At 64.2% G+C, this 15,344-nt stretch carries 15 protein-coding genes and 1 tRNA gene; 11 read left to right on the top strand and 5 right to left on the bottom strand.

The window, feature by feature from the left end; genetic code table 11:
- Positions 1-6: 6 nt before the first annotated feature.
- The 10 genes from BMY71_RS14225 to BMY71_RS14180 all read left to right on the top strand — a co-directional run bounded on the left by BMY71_RS14225 (position 7) and on the right by BMY71_RS14180 (position 8,215).
- Complete coding sequence (locus BMY71_RS14225) at positions 7-507, top strand: FixH family protein (RefSeq protein WP_011501160.1); 501 nt, start codon at positions 7-9, stop codon at positions 505-507.
- 34 nt (positions 508-541) lie between these two features.
- A complete protein-coding gene (locus tag BMY71_RS14220) occupies positions 542-2,737 on the top strand; it encodes a heavy metal translocating P-type ATPase (RefSeq protein WP_092684503.1) in 2,196 nt (731 codons plus the stop codon).
- Positions 2,728-2,904, top strand: coding sequence for a cbb3-type cytochrome oxidase assembly protein CcoS (ccoS, locus tag BMY71_RS14215; protein WP_041805119.1), 177 nt, complete (start codon positions 2,728-2,730; stop codon positions 2,902-2,904). Before BMY71_RS14220 ends, ccoS begins: the two co-directional genes overlap by 10 nt.
- A 15-nt stretch (positions 2,905-2,919) precedes the next feature.
- Complete coding sequence (locus BMY71_RS14210; RefSeq protein WP_092684501.1) at positions 2,920-3,126, top strand: hypothetical protein; 207 nt, start codon at positions 2,920-2,922, stop codon at positions 3,124-3,126.
- 125 nt (positions 3,127-3,251) lie between these two features.
- Positions 3,252-3,476, top strand: a complete 225-nt coding sequence (locus BMY71_RS14205) for a hypothetical protein (RefSeq protein ID WP_011501164.1) — start codon at positions 3,252-3,254, stop codon at positions 3,474-3,476.
- 119 nt (positions 3,477-3,595) lie between these two features.
- Entirely contained in the window at positions 3,596-4,105 is a 510-nt protein-coding gene (locus BMY71_RS14200; RefSeq protein WP_092684499.1) for an Lrp/AsnC family transcriptional regulator, read from the top strand.
- Positions 4,106-4,498: 393 nt separating this feature from the next.
- Positions 4,499-6,187 carry a circadian clock protein KaiC gene (gene kaiC, locus BMY71_RS14195; protein WP_092684497.1) on the top strand — a complete coding sequence of 563 codons (1,689 nt, stop codon included), beginning with the start codon at positions 4,499-4,501 and terminating at the stop codon, positions 6,185-6,187.
- A 9-nt stretch (positions 6,188-6,196) separates the two neighbouring features.
- On the top strand, positions 6,197-6,475 hold the full coding sequence (locus BMY71_RS14190; protein ID WP_011501167.1) for a circadian clock KaiB family protein: 279 nt from the start codon (positions 6,197-6,199) through the stop codon (positions 6,473-6,475).
- 2 nt (positions 6,476-6,477) lie between these two features.
- Entirely contained in the window at positions 6,478-7,929 is a 1,452-nt protein-coding gene (locus tag BMY71_RS14185; protein WP_011501168.1) for an HWE histidine kinase domain-containing protein, read from the top strand.
- Between the two features lie 76 nt (positions 7,930-8,005).
- Positions 8,006-8,215, top strand: a complete 210-nt coding sequence (locus BMY71_RS14180) for a hypothetical protein (protein ID WP_244526056.1) — start codon at positions 8,006-8,008, stop codon at positions 8,213-8,215.
- Here BMY71_RS14180 and BMY71_RS14175 read toward each other — a convergent pair.
- A tRNA-Arg gene (locus tag BMY71_RS14175) sits at positions 8,186-8,262 on the bottom strand. The genes BMY71_RS14180 and BMY71_RS14175 overlap by 30 nt on opposite strands.
- A gap of 211 nt (positions 8,263-8,473) precedes the next feature.
- A complete protein-coding gene (locus BMY71_RS14170) occupies positions 8,474-8,878 on the bottom strand; it encodes a YccF domain-containing protein (protein WP_011501186.1) in 405 nt (134 codons plus the stop codon).
- A 360-nt stretch (positions 8,879-9,238) separates the two neighbouring features.
- On the opposite strand from BMY71_RS14170, the gene BMY71_RS14165 reads away from it, so the two are divergent.
- Positions 9,239-9,622 carry a hypothetical protein gene (locus BMY71_RS14165; protein ID WP_175557675.1) on the top strand — a complete coding sequence of 128 codons (384 nt, stop codon included), beginning with the start codon at positions 9,239-9,241 and terminating at the stop codon, positions 9,620-9,622.
- 352 nt (positions 9,623-9,974) lie between these two features.
- Here the strand turns inward: BMY71_RS14165 and BMY71_RS14160 are convergent, their stop codons facing one another.
- The 3 genes from BMY71_RS14160 to BMY71_RS14150 all read right to left on the bottom strand — a co-directional run bounded on the left by BMY71_RS14160 (position 9,975) and on the right by BMY71_RS14150 (position 15,169).
- Entirely contained in the window at positions 9,975-11,567 is a 1,593-nt protein-coding gene (locus BMY71_RS14160; protein ID WP_092684495.1) for a gamma-glutamyltransferase family protein, read from the bottom strand.
- Between the two features lie 316 nt (positions 11,568-11,883).
- A complete protein-coding gene (locus BMY71_RS14155; RefSeq protein ID WP_092684493.1) occupies positions 11,884-14,601 on the bottom strand; it encodes a bifunctional diguanylate cyclase/phosphodiesterase in 2,718 nt (905 codons plus the stop codon).
- A gap of 208 nt (positions 14,602-14,809) precedes the next feature.
- Entirely contained in the window at positions 14,810-15,169 is a 360-nt protein-coding gene (locus BMY71_RS14150; RefSeq protein WP_244526054.1) for a hypothetical protein, read from the bottom strand.
- Positions 15,170-15,344: the final 175 nt, after the last annotated feature.

Genomic DNA, 15,344 nt, shown 5'->3' with positions numbered 1-15,344 from the left:
CGTTCCATGAGCCCATCGATCTCAAAGCCGCGACAATTGACCGGCAAGGTCGTGCTCGCCATGCTGGTGACGTTCTTCGGCGTGGTGTTCGGCGTCAACGCGTTGATGATGACGCTGGCGATCAAGACGCTGCCCGGCACCGAGGTCGACAGCGCCTACGCGGCGAGTCTCGCTTATGAGAGCGAGATCGCCGCAGCGCGCGATCAGGACAAGCGCGGCTGGAGGGTCGACGCACACGTTGAACGGAAGCCGGACGGGCAGGCCGCGCTGCGGGTCGAGGCCCGCGACAAGGCCGGGCTACCGCTGGCCGGGCTGAAATTCTTCGGCCGGCTCGAGCGTCCGTCCGACAAGCGCTTTGATCGCGAGATCGTGCTCGCGGAGGTCGGCGCCGGCGTCTATCGTGGAGATGCGAGCGGCGTGCTGCCTGGCCGCTGGGAGCTGGTCCTCGAAGGCGATCAGGACGGCATTCGCATGTTCCTGTCGAAAAATCGCCTGGAGCTGAACTGATCAGTCATCGGGGCGGGGATCAAAAGGTCGCTGCATGTTGCTGACGCGGGATTTCTCTCACTACGTCAAGGAAGTCGATCAGCAGATCGCGCATCTCGATCTCGCGGTCGAAGGCGTGAGCTGCGCCGGCTGCATGGCGAAGATCGAGCGCGGCCTGTCCGCCATTCCCGACGTGACGCTGGCGCGCGTCAACCTCACCGACCGCCGCCTCGCGGTGGAGTGGAAGAAGGGCGCGCTGGAGCCGGCGCTGTTCATCGATCGGCTCGCTGAGCTCGGCTACAAGGCCTATCCTTACGAGCCCGTCCGCGCCGAAGTCGAAGAGGCCGAGCGGTCGAAATTCCTGCTGCGCTGCCTCGGCGTCGCCGCCTTCGCGATGATGAACGTGATGATGCTGTCGGTGCCGGTGTGGGTCGGCGGCGATCTCAGCCCGGAAGCGCGTGATTTCTTCCACTGGCTGTCGGCGCTGGTCGTGCTGCCCTGCGCAGCTTATGCGGGCCAGCCGTTCTTCCAGTCCGCATGGCGCGCGCTGAAAGCGCGCAGCGTCAACATGGACGTGCCGATCTCGATCGGCGTGGTGCTGGCGCTCGGGATGTCGCTGGTCGAGACTATCCATCACGCCGAGCACACCTATTTCGACGCGGCCATCATGCTGATCACATTCCTTCTGGCGGGGCGCTTCCTCGACCAGAAGATGCGCCAGCGGACCCGCGCGGTGGCCGGTAATCTCGCCGCGCTGAAGGCCGAGACCGCGACCAAGTTCGTCGGTCCGGACGAAATCAGCGAAGTGCCGATCGCCGCGGTGCGAACCGGCGACATCGTGTTGTTGCGTCCGGGCGAGCGTTGCGCCGTCGACGGCAGCGTCGTCGAGGGCCGCTCCGAGATCGACCAGAGCCTGATCACCGGCGAGACGCTGTATGTAAAGGCCGAGCGCGGCACCCAAGTCTATGCCGGCACGCTGAACATCTCCGGCACGCTGCGGGTTCGCGTCGCGGCGGCGGCCGAAGGCACGCTGCTGTCGGAGATCACGCGGCTGCTCGACCACGCACTGCAGGCGCGTTCGCGCTACGTTCAGCTCGCCGACCGCGCCTCGCAGTATTATGCGCCGGTGGTGCACGCCACCGCGCTGCTCACCGTGATCGGCTGGGTGCTGGCCGGCGCGAGCTGGCACGACGCCATCGTCATCGGCATCGCCGTGCTGATCATCACCTGCCCCTGCGCGCTCGGGCTCGCGATTCCGGCGGTGCAAACCGTGGCGTCCGGGGCGATGTTCCGCGCCGGCGTGCTGCTCAACGCCGGCGACGCGATCGAGCGCGCCGCCGCCGTCGACACCATCGTGTTCGACAAGACCGGCACCCTGACATTGCCCGAACTCGACGTCGTCAACGCCGCGAGCGTCCCCGACGAGGTGTTTCAGCTTGCCGGACGACTGGCGCTCGCCAGTCATCATCCGGTCGCAGCCGCGGTGGCGCGTGCGGCCCAGGCGAGGTCGCCGATCCCCGGCGTGACCGAGGAACCCGGTCGCGGCGTGCGCGCCATGTTCGAAGGCGAGGAGTTGCGACTGGGTAGTCCGGCGTTTTGCGGCGCAGATTTCCAGGCCAACGCCATCCTGAGTGAAGATCCGGAAGTCTCGGTCGTCGCGTTCAGCCGCGGCGATCAGCGCACGGTGTTCGCTGTCCGGCAGTTGCTGCGGCCCGACGCCGCGAGGACGATCGACGCGCTGACGAACCGCGGCATCAGCGTCGAATTGCTGTCCGGCGATCGCGAGCCGGCGGTGCGGCACGCAGCCGACGCACTCGGCGTCAGCGCATGGCGCGCCGGCGTCACGCCGGCCGAGAAGATCGCCCATATCGAGGCGCTGAAGCGCCAGGGCCGCGTGGTGATGATGGTCGGCGACGGCATGAACGACGCGCCGTCGCTCGCCGCCGCGCATGTGTCGATGTCGCCGATCAGCGCTTCGCATCTCAGCCAGGCGACCGCCGATCTGGTGTTCCTCGGCAAGGAACTGGCGCCGGTGTTGGCAGCGGTCGATTACTCGCGCAAGGCGATGGCGGTGATGCGGGAGAATCTGGGGCTGGCGATCGGCTACAACATTCTCGCGGTGCCGATCGCGATCGCCGGCCTCGCAACGCCGCTGATCGCCGCGCTGGCGATGTCGGGCTCGTCGATCCTGGTGATGCTGAATGCGATGCGCGCCCGTCGGGTCCGCCTGGGAGGTGCGTCATGGAAGTGATGGTGATTCTGGTGCCGCTGGCGTTGACGCTCGGGCTGGTCGGGCTGGCCGCGTTTCTGTGGTCGCTGAAGAGCGGCCAGTACGATGATCTCGACGGCGCCGCGTGGCGCGCCATTTCCGACGACGATCAGCCGCCGCGGCCGCCGCCCGCCAAGGATCGGGTCTGAGAGAGCGAGACGATTATGGCGATGCTCACCTACGACGATCACCCGATCGACGCCCTGATCGGTCCGGCCGCGTCAGCGGAGCAGCGTGCCGAGACCGCGCCGGACGACGACGTCGAGGAGCGATGGCTGCAATCGCTGCCGCTGCCGCGCCGGCTGTTCGCGCGGTTCTATCGGGCTTTGCGTAAGCTGCAGCCGATGTTCCCGCCGATGTCCTGTTGCTGACGCGCGCCGGCGAAGCGTCGCGCCGGCAAAGCGCCGAGCCGATTTCATTCTGCTGATACAGTCCGCGGCTATCAGGCCGGCGTAGCGTCGCACGCGAATCGCCTACCTCGAATCAACGAGCCGCCATGTCCCAGCCTCCCGCGTCCAAAGCCTTCATCATCGAAGTGAATTCGCGCGCCGCCGGCATCGTCGTCCGCGACGGCCGCGGCTTTCGCTTCCACGCAGCCACCGACGATTTCACCGGACTGGAGGGGCGGGGATTTCGCTCGCCAGGCGACGCCCAAAAGGCGGTGCTGCGTCTGATCGAGAGCCTACCGGGCGGCCGAAGCCTCAAGCTGGGCGCGGCCTGACGGCGCACCCGCTTTGGTCGAAGCAGGACGCGGCCGCCGATCTGGTCGAAACCGACTTGCGTGAAAAAATGTTCCAACTATGATGGAGATTGACGCTTCATTTGGAAGAATGTTCTACTATGACCGATATCGAGACTCCCATCGCCGAGAACCATCGCCGCCTCGATGCGATTGACCGCAAAATTCTGACGGTTCTCCAACAGGATGCCTCGCTCTCCGTGGCCGAAATAGGCGACCGCGTTGGCTTGTCGTCGACGCCATGCTGGAAGCGAATTCAGCGGCTCGAGGCCGATGGCGTGATCACGCGGCGGGTGGCGTTGGTCGATCAGGACAAGATCGGGCTCGGCCTGTCGGTGTTCGTTTCGATCGAGAGCGGCGACCATTCCGAGGCCTGGCTGAAGACCTTCGCCGACGCCGTTAGCGCGCTGCCGGAAGTGATCGAATTCTATCGGATGGCCGGTGACGTCGACTACATGCTGCGCGTCGTCGTCGCCGATATGCGCGCCTACGATATCTTCTATAAGCGGCTGATCAGCACGGTGGCGCTGAAGAACGTCACCTCGCGCTTTGCGATGGAGAAAATTAAATCGGTGACCGCGCTGCCGGTGCCGCCGCTGAGCGCCGCTTGATCGTCAGCCGATCAGGCATCGGTGGGTTTGGCGACCCAGCGCAACCGAGGCGCATTGCCGCCGGCGGATGCAGGTCGTTCGTGGGAAGTTGCGAACTCGCCACGACAATTCGGCCGAAGTTCGGCCGCTAACATGTTGCATATCAGAGTACCCGAATAGTGGATGCCGGTTTTCGGGTGAGCGCCGTGCTTGAGGTCAGGCTTGGGTGCCGCCCAACTGACGACAGCTTCAATCACAACAGAGCGTCAAGTCGACTAAAAAATGTCGAGAATATGCGCTGCACAACGCAACACGTCGCTGCTTGTTCCCGCCATCGATCGAACCATTTTCGCGGCTGGCCCCTAGGCAGTCTGTTCCGGTTCACTTACAAAACTGGAAGAGAAATGGATTGATATGACCGAAGGCATCGCGAAATCCCTTACCGGCATTGAAGGTTTCGACGAACTGACGCTCGGCGGATTGCCGTCGGGGCGTCCCAGCCTGGTGTGCGGATCGGCTGGCTGCGGCAAGACCCTGTTCGCGTCCACCTTCCTCATCAACGGCGCACGGCTGTATGGCGAGCCGGGCGTGTTCGTCACCTTCGAGGAGCGTCCGGTCGACATCGTCGACAACGTGCAGTCGCTCGGCTTCGATCTCCAGGAGTTGATCGATCAATCGAGAGTTTTCATCGAGCACATCGCGCTCGATCCGAGCGAGATCGCCGAGGTCGGCGACTACGATCTCGAGGCGCTGTTCCTCCGGCTCGAATACGCCGTCGACCAGATCGGCGCCAAGCGGATCGTGCTCGATACGATAGAGAGCCTGTTCTCGGCGTTTTCCAATCCCGCCGTGCTACGCGCCGAAATCCGCCGGCTGTTCGACTGGCTGAAGCAGAAGGGGCTGACCGCCGTTATCACCGGCGAACGCGGCGACGGCACATTGACCCGCCAGGGGCTGGAGGAATACGTCTCCGACTGCGTGATTCTGCTCGACCACCGCGTCGACCAACAGATTTCGACGCGGCGGTTGCGTATCGTCAAATATCGCGGCACCGCGCACGGCACCAACGAGTATCCGTTCCTGATCGACGAAGACGGCTTCAGTGTGCTGCCGGTGTCGTCGCTCGGGCTTACGCACCAGGTATTCGAGGAGCGGATCTCGACCGGCGTCAGGGACCTCGACCGGATGCTGACCGGCGGCGGCTTCTATCGCGGCAACAGCGTCCTCGTCAGCGGCGTGGCCGGATCCGGCAAGAGCTCGCTCTCCTGCATGATGGCCGACGCCGCCTGCCGCCGTGGCGAGAAGGCGCTGTATATGTCCTTCGAGGAGTCCGAGGCCCAGACCGCGCGGAACATGAAATCGGTCGGCACCGATCTCGGGCCATGGCTTGCGAGCGGTCAATTGCGCTACATCGCGGCGCGGCCGACCTTCTACAGCCTGGAAATGCATTTAGCCGTGATCCTGCGCGAGGTCACGCGGTTCAAGCCCGATGTCGTCGTGCTTGACCCGATCTCGGCGTTCCTCGGAACCGGCCAGATCGGCGAAGTGCAGGCGATGTTGCTGCGGATCGTCGATTACCTGAAATCGAACGGCATCACCGGCGTGTTCACCCATCTCGCCCACGGCCAGGAAACTCAGACCGACGCCGGGCTGTCGTCGCTGATGGATGCCTGGATCTTGCTGTTGAATCGCGAAGCCCACGGCGAGTTCAATCGCGAGCTTTATCTGCTGAAGGCGCGCGGCATTTCGCATTCAAATCAGGTCCGCGAATTCGTGATGTCCGACAACGGCATCCATTTGCTCGAGCCTTATCTCGGAGAGGGCGGCGCGTTGACCGGCTCGGCGCGGCGCAGCGCGGAGGCGCGGGCGCATCGCGCGGAGATCGAGCGCCAGGCCGAGGTGGCGCGCGTTCAGGGCGAGATCGCCCAGCGTCGCTCCCGCGCTCTGGCGCAGATCGAGGCTTTGCAAGCCGAGATCGATGCCGACGAGTCCGAGCTGCGGCGGTTGGCGGAGATCGAGGACAGACACGTCAGGCAGACCGCAATCGACTCGGACACATTGGCGCGGAGCAGGGGCATCGATCACGCTCCGCGCACGAAGTAGGAATCTGATATGGCCGACCCGATCAAGCTCGTTCTCTACGTCGCCGGCGAAACGCCGAAATCGCTCGCAGCGATTCGGAACCTGGAAAAGATCTGCGCCGAGCATCTCGCCGGCAAGTACAAGGTCGAGGTGGTCGACTTAAAGAAATCGCCGCAGCTCGCGCGCGAGCACGGGATCGTTGCGATCCCGACGCTGGTGAAGGAACTGCCGGTCCCGATTCGCAAGATCATCGGCGATCTGTCCGACACGCCGAAGGTGCTGGTGCATCTTTCGGTCGAGGGATCCTGACGATGGGCTCGGCGGTCGCGGCGCTGAGCAGGGAAGAACTCGAAGCCAGGCTGGAGGAAGCGGAAGATACGCTGCGTGCGATCCGGGAAGGCGAAATCGACGCGCTGGTGGTCAAGGGCGGCGGCGCCGAGCAGGTCTTCACACTCGAAGGTGGCGGCCAGTCGTACCGCACATTTATGGAAGCGATGGACGTCGGCGCCGCGGCGTTCGACGGCGAGGGCCAACTCCTCTACGCCAATCATGCGCTATGCGCGCTGCTCGATCAGCCGCCCGGCTCGCTGACCGGGACCGCGCTGGTCGGACTGCTCGATGCCGTCAACCAGGCCAAATTCCGGCGGTTGCTGACGCAGGCGATGAGCGAGCGGCAGTCGGGTGAAATCCATTTGCGCGCGGGCAACGTCGAACGCAGCATCCTGCTCGCGGGGACGCCGCTGGAATTCGGAGTCGTCCACGGCGCCGCGATCACCTTCACCGATATCAGCGAGCGCGAGCAAGCCGCGGCCGCCAGAGAATCCGAACGTCTGGCGCGGGCGATCCTCGCTTCCGCCAACGAGGCGGTGATCGTCTGCGACCGCGCCGGCAGGGTCACGCATCTCAATGGCGCCGCGACCCGGATCTGCGCCGAGTCGCCGGTCGGGCTGTTGTTCTCTGACGCGATCGAGCTGACCTTCACCGAGGCCTCCGGGCTGATGAGCGGCAGCGACATCGTCACGATGGCGGCGTCCGGGATGCCGGTTCAAGGTCTGGAGGCTGCGGTGCGCACGCCGTCGGCCTCCGTCACCGACGTGCTGATCAGCGCCGCGCCGCTGGTCGTATCCGGCGAACGCACCCAGGGCTGCGTCGTCACGCTGATCAACCTGTCGCAGCGCAAGGCCGCCGAGCGCCACCAGGCGCTGCTGATGGGCGAACTCGACCACCGCGTCAAGAATACCCTGGCGATGGTGATGGCGATCTGCGCGCGCACCGCCGCGCACGAGCGCACCATCGAGGATTTTCAGAGATCCTTCTCAGGCCGGATCCAGGCGCTGGCCGCGACCCACACGTTGTTGTCGAACTCATCGTGGCAAAATCTACAGATCAAGGACGTGCTCGGCGCCGAGCTTGCACCATTCGCGTCGCTGTCGAGCGGCCGGATCGTCACCGAGGGACTCGACATCACCGTCGACGCCAAGACCGCGGTGTCGCTCGGGCTGGTGTTTCACGAACTGACCACCAACGCGGTGAAATACGGCGCGCTCTCGGTGCCCGGAGGCAAGATCGCCGTGCGGCAAGTCGGCCGGTCGGACGACGGCGCGCTGATGATCGAATGGCAGGAGCACGATGGCCCGCTGGTGACGCCGCCGGAGTCGTCCGGCTTCGGCCAGGCGCTGATCTCGCGCAGTCTCGGCAGCGGCGGCGCCACGCTGGAGTTTCGCCCCACCGGGGTGATCTGTAAAATCGCGATCCCGCGCTAAGGACATTTCACGACTGACGCGTTCACGACTGGCGTATCGCCCTCGCCGGCATTCGCGGGCGGTTCGTCGCGGCGTCATGGCTGGCCAAGGTCACCAGCACTACCGCAGGGATTATCTGCGCGCGCTGGCCCAGCGCGTCGAGGTTGACGCCCAGGAACTTCGCACCATGGGGTTGAAAAGCGAACTGCTGCGCACGCTGGTCGCCGCTTCAAGCAGGAAATCGGCGGTTTTCGGTGTTCATAGTTCTGTACTGAAATGGCGCACCCGACACGATTCGAACGTGTGACCTTTGCCTTCGGAGGGCAACGCTCTATCCAGCTGAGCTACGGGTGCTTCGCACGCTTCTGTAGCCGATCAGGCGGGGATCGGCAACGGGCGCGGGGAAAGCCGCCGCTTTTCCACGAACAATGCCCTCAGGCCGTGGTCGCAGGTTCGAATCGATCGAGCGTTGAGGGATGTGGAGGCCCCGCCGGCTTGCCGCGTGCGGTGCGGTTGGGGTGGCTCGGCTGCAGTCCTGGATGGCGTGCTTCGCCGTCTCGGCTCTTCACGCCGGAACGATGACCTTGCCGATCGGCCACAGCGCAATGCCGGCGAGCTTCACATGCGCCCACGCGAACGGGATGCCGATGATCGTTACGGCGAGTAGAACCGCGGTGACGAGGTGTCCGAGCGCGAGCCACCAGCCGGCGACGATCAGCCAGATGAAGTTACCGAGGACGCCGAGCGGACCGGTGCCGACGTCCTCGCGCCCTGTGACGGTTTCGCGCGGCACGGCCATCTGGCCGAACGGAAACAGCGTGTAGGCGGCGATGCTGAAGGCGGCGCGCGCCCATGGCAGGCCGATGATCGTAATCGCCATGATGACCGCTGCGATCGCCCAGCCCGCCGCCATCCAGAAGCCGCCCAGCGCAATCCAGAAAATGTTCAGAAGCAATGAAACCGGTGACATGCGTGGACGTCTTTCGTGTCGGAGGGCGGATATCGCGGGAGTGTCGCTGAGTCGTTGTGGAACCGTCGACACTGTTGCGGTGAAATTGGGCCTTCCTTGGCTCTTTGCAATCGCCGTGGCAAAAGCCGCGACGGGACGGCAAGACAGCGAGATGATCACACCTCGCCGTATTTTCCTTTGCCTCGCGAATGGCTGCGATGCGCCCATCGCAGACGCGTGCGCGCGACACGTTTGTGAGACGCAAATTCGCCATCGTCGCGGCGAATTGCCGTCAAAGCCGTCGGCCAGTCTGCGCCGAGATGCCGACGAAGGAACTGTAGCTTGCCTTACACTGTCACGGCCGTCCGAAAGGATGAAAAGATGCAGAGCGTGCGCAACAGTTCGCTGATCGCGCTCGCCAAGGCGCGGGTCTGGGAGAGCGAAGGCTGGAAGGTCCTGATCGCGGATCCGGAGGGTCGCGAGCACGATATTGCGCAACTCGACGAACTGACCGCATTCAAGCCCGGGAAAATGACGGCGCTGTCCGCTATCCTGCCCGCAGACGAACCACTCTCCGCGCAAAGGCCGGCTTCGCAGTCCAGGGTCGAGGAAGAGGCGGCGACCGAGGAAGAGGCGGCGTTCCACCTCGAAGAGGTGCACGGGCCTTGGCTTGCCGAGCCCCACGGACCCTGGCTCGCTGAATCCTACGATTCCGAATCCTATGATTCCGCGTCCCGCGAGAGCCTCTCGTTGCATTCTTCGTGAGTCAGGACATAGTCGCAACGCTCGCAGCGAAATACCAGAATGCGCCGTCGTTGCTGCAACTTCGGCAGGTTGCCGATCTGCAACATCGTGCCCGTACAGGCGGGGCAATCAGGCAGGCGCTGGTTGAACAGGTCGGACATTTCGGCTGCTGACTCGCGGTGCCCGGCATCGAGCCGATTGCGCGTGTATGTAGCAGCAGGGTGTGAAACGTCCGCGATGCAATCGGCTCCAAGTTGGAGGGGCGTATTTCATCGATCTTCATGTTTGCCGCACACGCCCCGGTGATCTCCCGAGGGCGTATACGTCGCTCCACGAGAAGTACTAAAAGTTGCATGCGGCGATGCGATCGAACTCAGGCTTCGGATACCGCATCGCCCCATGGCTGCGCGATTTCGGTCGCGCCGCTGTTGCTGACGCCTTCCCGCAGCACCACGCTCGGGCAGGCGAATTTCATCGGGAAGCTCTGCACCCGCGCTTCCTCGTAGTCGAAGCGCTGCGCCAGCGTTGCGCGCGTGGCGTCGGGAAGGCGGACGTCGCCGATCACGATCGCGCCTTCGCTGGCGTCGATCCGCGGCTGATGGATCGCCGCGTTCAGATCCATGCCGTAGTCCATCACGAACGACAGGATCTGCGCCACCGCCGGCAGGATGCGACGCCCGCCCGACGCGCCGAGCGCCAGCCTGCGGCCGTCGGCCGCCTGCGCCAGCACCGGCGTGTAGTTGGTCAGGCAGCGCTTGCCGGGCGCCAGCGAGTTCGGTCGGCCCGGTTCGGGATCGAACCACATGATGCCGTTGTTCATCATGATGCCGGTCTGCGGCAGTACGAATTTCGAGCCGAAGGTCGACAGCAGCGTCTGCGTCACCGCCGCCATATTGCCGTCGCGATCGACGACCGAGAAATGCGTTGTGCAGGCCGGCGCCAGATGCTCGGCGCCGAGCGCGCGGCGGCCGTCGGCGTCGCCCATGTCACGCAGCCGTTCGGCGTAGGCCGATTGAAGCGCCAGCGCATAGGCCGCGTAGGCCTCCGCATCCGGAGCGCCGCCGCTCGCGTGCAAGTTCTGCTGCAGCACGCGCAGCGTATGCGCCAGCGTCGGCCCCGCGGTGAGTTCGGGCGTCGCATACACCGCGCCGCCACGATATGGAATCCGCAGCGGTTCGCGCAGCCGCGCGCGGAACGAGGCGAGATCCTCGACAGTCAATGAACCGCCATTGTCGTTCATGTCGGCGGCGATGCTGCGCGCCAGCTCGCCCTCGTAGAAATCGCGCGGGCCTTGGGCAGCGAGCTGCGCCATCGTCGCCATCAGCCGATCCTGCGAAAGCCGGACGCTCGACTTGATGCCCCATGGCGTCTGCGGCGGCAGGCCGTCGATCAGATAGGCGGCGGTGCTCGCTGCGTAGCGGCGTAAGTCGACGGCGACGCTGCCGATCATCAGCGTCGTCCACCAATCCACGGCGAGACCTTCACGAGCGAGCGCGATGCTCGGCGCGAGCAATTCCTGCCACGGCAATTTCGCGTGGCGGCGATGCGCTTCCTCCATGCCGGCGACCACGCCCGGCACCGCGACCGATCCCGGTCCGTGCAGATTGCGGTCGTCCTTCACCCGCGGCCATGGAAACAGGTCAGAGGCCGCGCCGGCGCCGGTCAGCGGATAATCCTCGGGGCGCAAGCTGCCGGGCGCGCACATGCCGTAGTCGATGACTTCGTATTTGTTCTCGCGCGCCCGATACAGCACCATCGCGCCGCCGCCGCCGAGTCCGCTCATCCACGGCTCCAGCACGCCGAGCGCAAACGTCGTCGCAATCACCGCGTCGATGCAGTCGCCGCCTGCCGCCAGCACCGCCGCGCCGATCTCCGCCGCCTGGCGCGACTGCGCGGCGACAATGCCGCCCGTGGAGACGATCGCGGGCTTGCGGATCTGCTGCAGGTTGCTGAACTGGTCGGCCATGGCGGGGCTTCGCTTTCGCTGTGTTGGTTTCGATCACGCCGGCGCGGATGCGCTGCGGACTCTCATCAAACACACGATACCGGAGCGCGACAATCCAGGGCCGACGCGTTTCGAGCGAAGCGGAGTCAGGTTCGCGTTAAGACAACGCGTCACATTCAAATCGAAAGCGTCGTTTCGATCAGATGGGGTCGAATGCGCGTAGAGCTTCGGTTCTGATTAAATCAGAACCGAAGCTCTAACTCGATGTTCTGACGCGTTTTCTTCACGCGAACCGGCATCCACTTCGCTCGAGAACGCTATAAGGATGCGCGGCCGCTCAAGCGGCTTCCGTATTGCGGTGCTTGGTCAGCAACGCGCGGAATTTCGGCGCGGGCGTTGCCGGGCTGAACAGGTAGCCCTGCATCTGGGTGCAGCCGAGCGCGCGCAGGATGTCACGTTGCCGGACAGTCTCGACGCCTTCCGCCGTGGTCGTCATGTGGCGCGACGCCGCGATATTGACCACGGCCTCGATGATCGCAGTCGAGCCGTCCGCATTGTCGATGCTGTCGACGAAGGCGCGGTCGATCTTGATCTTGTCGAACGGGAAGCGCTGCAGATAGCTCAGCGACGAATAGCCCGTGCCGAAATCATCGAGCGAGATCCGCACCCCGAGCGCACGAAGCTGGTTCAGCGTCGTCAGTGCAGCGTCGTCGTCGTGGATCAGCACCGCTTCGGTGACCTCGAGCTCGAGTCGTCGCGCCGGTAGTCCGGTCGATCCCAGCACCGAGGCGACCAGAAGCGCGAGGGTCGGCTGCCGGAACTGCACCGGCGAGATGTTCACCGCGAGGGTGATGTCGTCGGTCCATTGCACCGCCTCGGCGCAGGCGGCCGCCAATGTCCAGCCGCCGATCTCGTTGATCAGGCCGGTGTCCTCGGCGATCGGGATGAATTCACCCGGCGAGATCATGCCGCGGGTCGGATGTCGCCAGCGCAGCAAGGCTTCGCAACCGGTGATCTTGTTGCTGCGCAGGTCGACGACCGGCTGGTAGTGGATCTCGAAAGCGTCATCGGCGATCGCGCTGCGCAGGTCGAATTCGAGCTGACGGCGCGCGCGCGCGACCGCATCCATCTCTGGCTGGAAGAAACGGAAGGTGCGCCGGCCGTGGGCCTTGGCGCCGTACATTGCGAGGTCGGCATTCTTGACGAGTTGGTCGATGTCGTCCCCATCCCTGGGCGCAATCGCGATACCGATCGAAGCGTCAGTCGACAGACGATGGCCGAGGCATTGATAGGGCGTGCGGATCGCCTGGAGGATGCGTTCGGCCATCTCGGTCGCCTGGTCGCTGTCGCCGGCCCCGTTGGTGACGATGGCGAATTCGTCGCCGCCCAGTCGGGCAACAAATTCGTCCTCGCCGACACAGGCTTGCAGCCGCACCGCCACCTGCTTCAACAATTCGTCGCCGACCGGATGGCCGAGCGTGTCATTGATGCTCTTGAACTCATCGATGTCGATATAGAGCAGAGCGAAAGAGGCGCCGCGCTGGGCGCCCTCCAGCTTTCGCTCCAGCCGCTGCCGGAACAGGCTGCGGTTGGGCAGATCAGTCAAGCTGTCGTAGTGTGCGAGATACGCGATCTTCTCGCCATCGCGAAGCCGCTCGGTGATGTCCTCGTGGGTCGAGACCCAGCCGCCGCCTGGAACCGGCAGGCTGGAAATTTGGACCGAACGTTCGTTCAAACCGTGGATTGCCGTGGTCTTTTCCACGATGACGGACTGGATGCTGCGGCTGCAATACTCATCGACATTGCCCTTGAACGATCCCAGCGCCTGCCGGTGAGCGATGATGTCACGATAGCTGCAGCCCGGCTTCACGACCTCCGGAGACAACCCGTACATCTGGATATAGCGCTGATTGCATACGACCAGGCGTGCGTGGGCGTCGAACAACAGCAGTCCCTGCGACATGTTGTTGATCGCAGTGTTCAGCCGCTGCTTGTCCAGTGCCAGCCGTGCCTCCGTTGCGTGGTGCTGTTTGCCGATTTCTCGAATGATCAGCAAAAGGATGACAGATACGACAAGCGCCGAAATCGTCGCGGCGGAGATCAGCAGCCGGGTCTGCTTGCGCCATGCGGCCAGAGCTTCGTCCGTCGTGGTGGCGGAAAAAACCACAATGGGCAGATTTTTGAGGGCGTAGGTCGACACCAGCCGGTCGCGTCCGTCGACTGGGCTCGTGAGTTGTACATTGACGTTGGCATCGAACATCTTCAGCTCTTCGGCCGGCCCGGACCGAAGATTGCGGCCGATGATCTCTTCGGCGTGGGGATGGCGTGCCATCAGAAAGCCGTCGCGATGATGGATCGAGATCGCGGAATCTCCGCCGAGCGACACCGACGCCAGGAATTGCTCGATATGCGCTGGCGTCAGCGATCTGCTGACGATACCGAGAAAGTCGCCATTCGCATTGGTGAGACGCTGCGCCATCACGATCAGCCAGCCGCCGTCGAGCGTATTCCGGACCAGTTCGACGGTTGTCCGTGGCGCAGTGCCGGCTTTGTGAGCCCGAAAGTAGGCGCGGTCGGCGATCGAGAGTTCGGAAACCGGCCAGGCCCCCGAGCTGTTGATCAGCATTCCCCGATCGCTGAAGATCGCGAGCTTCGAAGACTCCGGCCCGGTCTGCGCTTTGGAGCGGAGCAATTCGTGGGTTTCGAGCGTCGCCATCTGGCCGCTGAAGGTGTCGGCGGAGACGAATTGGGCCTGCCGGACCATCGTCACGATGTCGGCCTGGATCGCGAGGAAATCCTCGAGTTCCCGATCATAATGGTGTGCGAGCAAGACTGCCGTATTGGCCAGTTCCCGCTCGCTGTTCTTGAGTGCCTTGCTGCGGAAATCGCCGACCATCACGGCGGTCACCACCGCGATTGCCGTAATCAGCAGCAACCCGCATCCCATCAGCAACACCACCGGGCGGTGGTGTAGCATGTTACCGATAGTCAAGCGCTTTTGGGTTCCGAGCGAATCGTCGGCGTCCCCGGTACCAATCTGCAGGCCTATCCTCATCCTGATACGTGTAACAATCAGTGATGGAGACCAAGTTAGCAATTACGGTAATTAAATCTTCAACAGCCGGCCCCGAGGGGGTCCTCCGCAGGGTGTCTTGCGGCTGGTGATTCCGCACACGGTGTTGCGCAAATGCCAAAGAGCCGACGGCCAACGCCGCCGGCTCTCGAATCCTATCCTTGGGAGGCGCGATCCGACCGCGCGAGGCTCAGTTGATTCGGGTGCCGGGCCGAGCTGCCGAACTCGTGGTGCGATACACCTCGAACACGCCGAGCGCGACCGCCGCCAGGAAGACGAAGATGACAAGGTTGCGCGGCAGCAGCATCGATAGCGCGATCAGTGCCACGGAGACGGTGCACGCCTTCACCAGCTTCTGCTCGTCGACGAACAGCGCCTTGAACCGGTCGATGTTCTCCTGCTTCCAGAGCGGCGGCGACAGGGATTGGAGCCCAAACTTCTCCCAGGCGCCCTTGAAACCAAGTTCGCGCGCCCACAACAGGAACAGGGCGATCACGAAGGCGAGCAGGGCGACAACAGCCCCCGGGGGGGCGCCCGCGTAGCCGATCACGACTACCAAAGCGACCGCGAATGCAGCGAGCCAGATTTGCATATTGTACCTATGTCCACCCCGGATCGAGGTGCCTTTTCAGGTTCGTCCACCGCGTTGCCGCGGGTGGAGGGAAAGGACGGCAAAGCACGCGCACGCCACTGCGGAAATCGCCATTGCGGAGGTCGTCATCCAC

Source organism: Rhodopseudomonas pseudopalustris, assembly GCF_900110435.1.
Taxonomy (GTDB): Bacteria; Pseudomonadota; Alphaproteobacteria; order Rhizobiales; family Xanthobacteraceae; genus Rhodopseudomonas; species Rhodopseudomonas pseudopalustris.
This window is presented reverse-complemented; position numbering and strand designations above follow the sequence as displayed.

Bases quoted from the DNA above. Each gene is read 5' to 3' on its own strand.
- kaiC (WP_092684497.1), top strand. From the start codon at position 4,499: ATGACCGAAGGCATCGCGAAATCCCTTACCGGCATTGAAGGTTTCGAC.
- BMY71_RS14185 (WP_011501168.1), top strand. From the start codon at position 6,478: ATGGGCTCGGCGGTCGCGGCGCTGAGCAGGGAAGAACTCGAAGCCAGG.
- ccoS (WP_041805119.1), top strand. From the start codon at position 2,728: ATGGAAGTGATGGTGATTCTGGTGCCGCTGGCGTTGACGCTCGGGCTG.
- BMY71_RS14210 (WP_092684501.1), top strand. From the start codon at position 2,920: ATGGCGATGCTCACCTACGACGATCACCCGATCGACGCCCTGATCGGT.
- BMY71_RS14225 (WP_011501160.1), top strand. From the start codon at position 7: ATGAGCCCATCGATCTCAAAGCCGCGACAATTGACCGGCAAGGTCGTG.
- BMY71_RS14165 (WP_175557675.1), top strand. From the start codon at position 9,239: ATGCAGAGCGTGCGCAACAGTTCGCTGATCGCGCTCGCCAAGGCGCGG.
- BMY71_RS14180 (WP_244526056.1), top strand. From the start codon at position 8,006: ATGGCTGGCCAAGGTCACCAGCACTACCGCAGGGATTATCTGCGCGCG.
- BMY71_RS14220 (WP_092684503.1), top strand. From the start codon at position 542: ATGTTGCTGACGCGGGATTTCTCTCACTACGTCAAGGAAGTCGATCAG.
- BMY71_RS14170 (WP_011501186.1), bottom strand. From the start codon at position 8,878: ATGTCACCGGTTTCATTGCTTCTGAACATTTTCTGGATTGCGCTGGGC.
- BMY71_RS14190 (WP_011501167.1), top strand. From the start codon at position 6,197: ATGGCCGACCCGATCAAGCTCGTTCTCTACGTCGCCGGCGAAACGCCG.
- BMY71_RS14160 (WP_092684495.1), bottom strand. From the start codon at position 11,567: ATGGCCGACCAGTTCAGCAACCTGCAGCAGATCCGCAAGCCCGCGATC.
- BMY71_RS14155 (WP_092684493.1), bottom strand. From the start codon at position 14,601: ATGAGGATAGGCCTGCAGATTGGTACCGGGGACGCCGACGATTCGCTC.
- BMY71_RS14200 (WP_092684499.1), top strand. From the start codon at position 3,596: ATGACCGATATCGAGACTCCCATCGCCGAGAACCATCGCCGCCTCGAT.
- BMY71_RS14205 (WP_011501164.1), top strand. From the start codon at position 3,252: ATGTCCCAGCCTCCCGCGTCCAAAGCCTTCATCATCGAAGTGAATTCG.